We start from the raw sequence: 6,091 nt of genomic DNA, 5'->3' as shown, positions 1-6,091 counted from the left end.
CACCCCACACCCCACACCCCACACCCCACACCCCACACCCCACACCCCACACCCCACACCCCACACTGTCTCAGTTTTTTAGAAAAAGTAACCGAGAAAAACCAGATCTTTTTTGCACAAGTTAGAAAAATTGTGTTATACTGGTAAATCTGTGAAGGTTTTTCGATAGGGAGTATTGAAAAAAAAATGACCAAACTGGGAACCCATTTGATTGTCGATGCTTGGCAAGTACCTGCTGACCTCCTCAACGATCCCGAGCGCATTCGTCGCGCTATCCTCGATGGAATTACGGCAGGAGAAGCAACGCTGATCGATTTGTGTGTCCACCAGTTCAGTCCCCACGGAGTTACCGCGACGGCGACTTTAGCTGAATCTCATATCGCGATCCACACCTGGCCTGAACACGGCTATTTCGCCGCCGATTTATTCTTCTGTGGTGCGGGTAAACCCGTGGTTGCCATGGAAATTTTGACCAAATCCCTGCAAGCAGGTGAGATTAAAGTGCGGGAACTAACCAGAGGATTCCCCGGTCCTGGGGCAGTTTATGAAAGCAAAAAGGAAGAACCCCTGAAGTCTTCCCTAGTTATGGCCTAATTTCTAGCGCCGGCCTCGATAATAAGTTAGCAGCACTGGTGATCGCCTAAACTGAAATCGTGATCAGGATAACCCTTGTTTTTATCCTTGCCATCTTTCCCTCTCTCGTTAGTCTCTGGTTGATTAACCGATCCCAACAGAGATTAAGCAACCGTTTGAGAGGGATTCGCTATCGTCACGAATACAGCACGGTGATTGCCAGTGATTTTTTGTCAATCCCTCCAGGGACAGAAAATAAACCGGCATTTATAGGTGATCTTAGTTGTCGTTTTAATGCCTATTCCCCCCATTTGCGTTGTGCGGTTAATCCCACCGGTCCCTGTGAAGGTTGTCGGCAGTACGAAGCTAAAACTGGCACAGTGTAAGCGGCTTGAGCTTCCAAAAAGTTCCCTATTTGCTATCCTTAAAAATTATCGCTATCGCAATTGAGGAGTGTGGGAACAATGGCGTTCAAACGAAATTTGACCCTCTTAATCATCGGATTAGGATTAACTTGTTTACCCGTATATCCGGCCCAAGCTAACCAAATCAGCACCGTCACCCCGAATACCGCAGCCAATCAAACTCTCGCTACCCATCTGGTCCTGAAACTGAAAGAGAGAAAAGTTTACATTTATCAAGATAGTAAAGTTTTAGCACAATTTACCGTCGCCGTCGGCAAAAAAGGCTGGGAAACCCCCACCGGTAAATTTGAGGTGCGGGAGTTAGTTCGCAATCCCGTCTGGAAAAGTCCCTGGACAGGAAAAGTCAGCACCCCCGGTCCCAATAGTCCCCTAGGGGAAAGATGGATCGGTTTTTGGAGTGACGGCAAAAATTCCATCGGTTTTCATGGCACCCCCGCGGAAAATTCCCTCGGTAGTGCCGCTTCCCATGGTTGTGTGCGGATGCGGAATCGGGATGTGAAAGTGTTGTTTGATTTAGTCCGCATGGGAACCCCCGTCATCGTTCAACCTTAATTCTGGCAGATAATTTTTTAAGATGGGCAGGTCTTCCGGGCGATCTATATCGGCTAATTTAGGCAGATAAGCGGTCTTTAAAGCCAGTTTAGCGGCGATTGTCTGAGTTTTTGCCAAGACTTCCCCCGTTCCCCAGGGAATACCGTCAAAAAGCTCTGGAAAGACCTGTTTTAAAGCAATTAGGTAGTATCCTCCATCTAACGCCGGCCCTAAAACCATATCGTGGGTTTTTAGGGCCTCAAAGGCTGCTAAAATCTCTTTTTCCCCGATTTCTGGGCAATCTGTGCCAATAATAGCGATCGCTGTCATCCCTTGAGCAAAACCATCGGCAAAAGCATTTTGCATCTTTTCTCCTAAGTCTTTTCCCCGTTGAGAATGATAGCAATAATGCACACCTAACCAAGTACGCATTTTTTCCTCGCTGCCGCCATGGTAGTAAATGATCAGGGAGAGAAAACTCCTCAAACCCGCTAATTTACTGAGGGTATATTCGGCCAGTTTTCGGTGTAATTCTTCGGCTCCCTTGGCTGCCAAGGCCGGAATCATACGGGTTTTTACTTTCCCCAATTCTGGATAACGGGTAAAAATAATCAGTTGTTGTCTCCAGTCCACGAGTGATTGCGACGATGATATTCATTATTAGTTTGAGCCTACTGTCAATAGAAGGCAGCAAACCCAATAAAACGGGCTTTATTGGCTTAGTATAGATTATTTTAGTTGGTTATCTAATTCTGTGTTGGGTTTCGTTCCTCAACCCAACCTACAAGAGGGGCGATCGCTTTATTGGGTCGAAACCTTTTTCCTAGCGGCATTTCAGACTTTTTCAGCCAACCCTGATTAGCTAGGGACTAGGTTTTTTGGGTGAGTTTAAACAGGATAAACCGGCATCTTTAGCAGTAGGATACTTGATTGGGACAAAAGCAAAATCTGAACTTAGTGTCCGACACTCCACAATGTGAACAAATTCTACGGAGGGATTTTGGGGTTCGCCATTTTCATCCAACTTCTTGCGATCGCCATTTTCATCGAATTGAATTGTCCCAGTTGCACCTTTAGTGACAAGAAAATCAGGAGACTTTAAGTGTTCAAGGATATTAATTCGTGTGGGAGTATTTGCCTTTTCTAGAGCTTTTGTTAGAGCAAGAGTTGCATCATAGGATAGGGCCGTTATTGCATTAACAGAAGTTGTAGTCCATAAAATTTTAGCATCCTTAAGAAAATCCTGGTTAGGACTGGTTAAAGAATCCCAAGGAACCGCAATAACAAACTTTTGAAAAGGTTGTAGGTTGTTAATTTGTTCTAAGGTACGAGAACTACGAAGCCCCCATGATCCGATAACCCAATTTTGACTATTATTAAGTTTTATAAGTCTAATTGCATCGCCTTGAGCATCGCCAATTGCTTTTGGGAATAGTACAAGCCCTATTGTTTCTGTTATTTTTGCTTCTGTTTGTCGTCGTAACTCTTGGATGGCTTCTTCTGCCTTAAAATTATTTCCCAGATCAAATTCATCTAATTTTACTACAGTTCCAGAGAATGGAGGGCGTGTAAAAATAGTTTTAAAACTATTAAAAAAAGATTCACTAAATGGACTTCCTTCACTATAAAAGCCTACCACTTTTTTAATAGACTTTTCTTGCAAAAATTTTGCAATGGCAGGAGATTGTTGATCGCTGGAAAAAACAGTTCGCAGGAAATTTTTTCTGGGGTATTTAGTAAGCTCGCTAGTCGTTGATCCGGGAGAAATCAAAACTAAATCATTTTCCTTATAAATATCCACCGTTGCCACAGTCATTTCACTGGGATAGTGACCAACAACCCCTAAAATTTCAGGACGCTGGGAAAGAGATTTTGCTGTCTTTTGGGCTAGTAATTCGTCATTTTCATCATTAGTAATGACAACTTTTAATCCCTTACCATTAATCGCTTTTTTGTTGATAAAATTTTGATCTGGAAAATACTTGAGGAATGGATCATTGTCATTTAAAAGTCCCAGATTAATTTTTGTTTGTAATTGCGCTACTCCTCGTAACATTTCTTTTGCTCGACTATCACCATCATCATCATTAAAGTCACTTTGATTTTTGGGAATACTAACAGCAATAGCAATCGTGTAATATGGCATTTTATTGGCTTCTAGTAAAGCATTATTTAAGTAAATTAATGTTTCTGCATCTAGCCTATCCTCTTGCCATGCGTCCTTAAATCTTAACAGGGCTTTTTGATAATCACACTGTGCAAAATATTCTGTACCTTTCTTCTTGTTAAACAATTGAGAGTAATTAAGAACTTCTTCTCCTTCACTAATAAAGTCGCCCGTTTGTTTTGGACAATCAGATGGAATTAATGGAGTAATAATATTATGGCGATTAATGGCAATTAAACTTACAACTGCTATTGATGCTATTCCTATCCTAACTGGCAGATTTAATTTGAAATTTTGGGGCTTTAAAGTTTTTATAGAATGCAAAATTTGGGCGATTTTTGCAGAAGGCGAAGTGATTGGTGGAATCGTCGGAGTAATGGGATAAACCTCATTTTGCACTTCTTCTTCAATCACCTGAATATCCTCATCCCTGAGTCCATAGATAATTTGCAGTTTCTTTAAACTCTCTTTATCTTTGTTTTTCAATGGAGTATGATTAGCAGCAGCTATTATTTTCCGAAACGCATTCCTATATTTCTTAATATTGTCTCGTCGCAGTAGCAGTGGGTTAAGAACTTCTGTTTCAATCGTTCTGGCTTCATCTGGTGAGAGATTTAATTGATCTATTGTTGCATCCAAAACTGCCCTATCTGCAGCAGAAAAGTCTTCCTCCTTAAAACAATAATCTTTAATATCCTCATCATTCCACTTTTTAATAATATCCTCAACTATTTTACGATACTTAAATTTAGGATCATTAGCAGCAAGAGGAGATTTGGCTAAATAAATAGTATCCTCTCCTTCAAGAGAAAGATAAAATTTGGGAGTCATTGCCGGGGCAGCTTCCTTTACTCGTTCGCTGGCATACTCATGCAATTCATTAACAGAAATTAATTGATCACCATCCTGATCTGCTGCACCAGTTTCAATTCCTTCAACTAGATATTTTGTATAGATGGACAAATCGTTATCTTCCGACTCAAAAGAATATTCAATTGGACTAGAAGAGGTCAAAATCGCCCTTCCTTTACCTCCTAATTCCTCTTGAATGTTAAATTCCCCTTTGATTGGCATTCCCTGAACCAATGCTCCGCTAAAACAGCAGTCGAGAATAATTATCTGCCTTTGGGAATGACTATCTGTGATGTACTCTTGAAGTTTAGTTGCCGCTAAAGCTGTTGCAAGAGAAAAATTTCCCTTCTGATCACGCCCAGTGTCTCTTGTACTTAGAAAAAATCTAGCCTTTTGATCTTTAAGTCCATGCCCAGAAAAATATAAAAGCACCAAATCATCTCGCTTTCGATCAGCAAATAAAACCTCAACTGCTTTTTCCATGCTCCCTTTGTCTGGGTTAGGCAAAACTGTAACCTGATCAAAGGCTCCCATGTCTGGATGCTCTAATACTCGGCGCATTGCTTCAACGTCTAGAATGGCACTAGAAATTGGGCGCAATCCTTCGGAATACTCGCTCACACCAATTAACAAAGCAAATTTTGCCATAATACCTTCTTTAACCTGAGATAAAGTCTAGAGCCGCTTTAATAGCCATTTCCAATTCTTCTCGACTGTGAGCCTTAACCGTCAAATTGCGACCATTGGCCTCTACCGACAATTCTATCGGTTTACCTCCCAAGCGATCGCCAAGAAACCCTAACAACTTTTTCCCATTAGCGGGGTTAACTTCGGTCATTAAGATTCCACCCAAAAAACCGCCCAACGACTTATTACCTTCAGGGGGATTGGGATCAAGAATGCGTTTAACCGATTCAACTTCATCTGCCTGTTGTAGTTCTGTTAGTAATACTTGGGCCTGTTCGTCGCGTTCTTCAGGCTCCAGGTTAGGATCGTTAAAAGCGATCACCAATTTAATCGTAGATTTGTTACTCATAGGAAGTTGAGTTGAAATAATATAGGATAATACTAATCTTACTGAATTATGCAAATTTTACCATATACCATCTGAAATCTAAATAAGTGATCCCATTTTCATACTGCCCCTTGCCGAGTGCCGATTTCTTCACTGATGTTGTGCTGTTGCTGAACATAGAAGATCGATTTTTCAACCTGCTCCAAGAAATCATAACAATTATTGTGTGTTGGGTTTCGTTCCTCAACCCAACCTACTACTACTACAGGCTAATGGCGATAATTCCGCTAGAAAGTATGAGAATGTGTCTGACATTCCTGACAGGGGGTGAGTATTGGTATCATGATTAAAAGTAAGGATATAGATAGGGTTTGCGGCAAAAAGTAGGGGCGAAGCATTCGGATAGAAAATCTACGGTTTCACCGATAGGTTATTGCCCGAATGCTTCGCCCCTACAGGACGCGGGCCGATGAAGACGCAAGGTTTTGAACGACGATTCTCTCAAAATCTTGCACCTGTTTCGCTCGT

At 41.6% G+C, this 6,091-nt stretch carries 6 protein-coding genes; 3 read left to right on the top strand and 3 right to left on the bottom strand.

Translation table 11 applies throughout. The features are described from left to right. The first annotated feature begins 186 nt into the window (after positions 1-186). The 3 genes from speD (at position 187) to IM500_RS08870 (ending at position 1,550) form a co-directional block, all read left to right on the top strand. Positions 187-594, top strand: coding sequence for an adenosylmethionine decarboxylase (gene speD, locus IM500_RS08880; RefSeq protein ID WP_002759529.1), 408 nt, complete (start codon positions 187-189; stop codon positions 592-594). A 59-nt stretch (positions 595-653) separates the two neighbouring features. Further along, positions 654-959, top strand: a complete 306-nt coding sequence (locus IM500_RS08875) for a DUF6464 family protein (protein ID WP_079207718.1) — start codon at positions 654-656, stop codon at positions 957-959. A gap of 78 nt (positions 960-1,037) precedes the next feature. Continuing rightward, a complete protein-coding gene (locus IM500_RS08870; protein WP_002759526.1) occupies positions 1,038-1,550 on the top strand; it encodes a L,D-transpeptidase in 513 nt (170 codons plus the stop codon). Here IM500_RS08870 and IM500_RS08865 read toward each other — a convergent pair. From IM500_RS08865 to IM500_RS08855, 3 genes are all read right to left on the bottom strand, one after another. Next, positions 1,512-2,162 carry a TIGR04282 family arsenosugar biosynthesis glycosyltransferase gene (locus tag IM500_RS08865; RefSeq protein ID WP_287738147.1) on the bottom strand — a complete coding sequence of 217 codons (651 nt, stop codon included), beginning with the start codon at positions 2,160-2,162 and terminating at the stop codon, positions 1,512-1,514. The two genes, IM500_RS08870 and IM500_RS08865, sit on opposite strands and share 39 nt — an antisense overlap. Positions 2,163-2,391: 229 nt before the next feature. Beyond that, a complete protein-coding gene (locus tag IM500_RS08860) occupies positions 2,392-5,196 on the bottom strand; it encodes a caspase, EACC1-associated type (RefSeq protein ID WP_287738146.1) in 2,805 nt (934 codons plus the stop codon). A 10-nt stretch (positions 5,197-5,206) separates the two neighbouring features. Next, positions 5,207-5,584, bottom strand: a complete 378-nt coding sequence (locus tag IM500_RS08855) for a hypothetical protein (RefSeq protein ID WP_287738145.1) — start codon at positions 5,582-5,584, stop codon at positions 5,207-5,209. Positions 5,585-6,091 lie beyond the last annotated feature (507 nt).

Origin of the sequence: Microcystis sp. M179S2, assembly GCF_020245805.1 — a bacterium.
Lineage (GTDB): Bacteria > Cyanobacteriota > Cyanobacteriia > Cyanobacteriales > Microcystaceae > Microcystis > Microcystis aeruginosa.
Note: the sequence above shows the minus strand (reverse complement) of the source record. Positions and strands in the feature narration are given on the sequence as shown.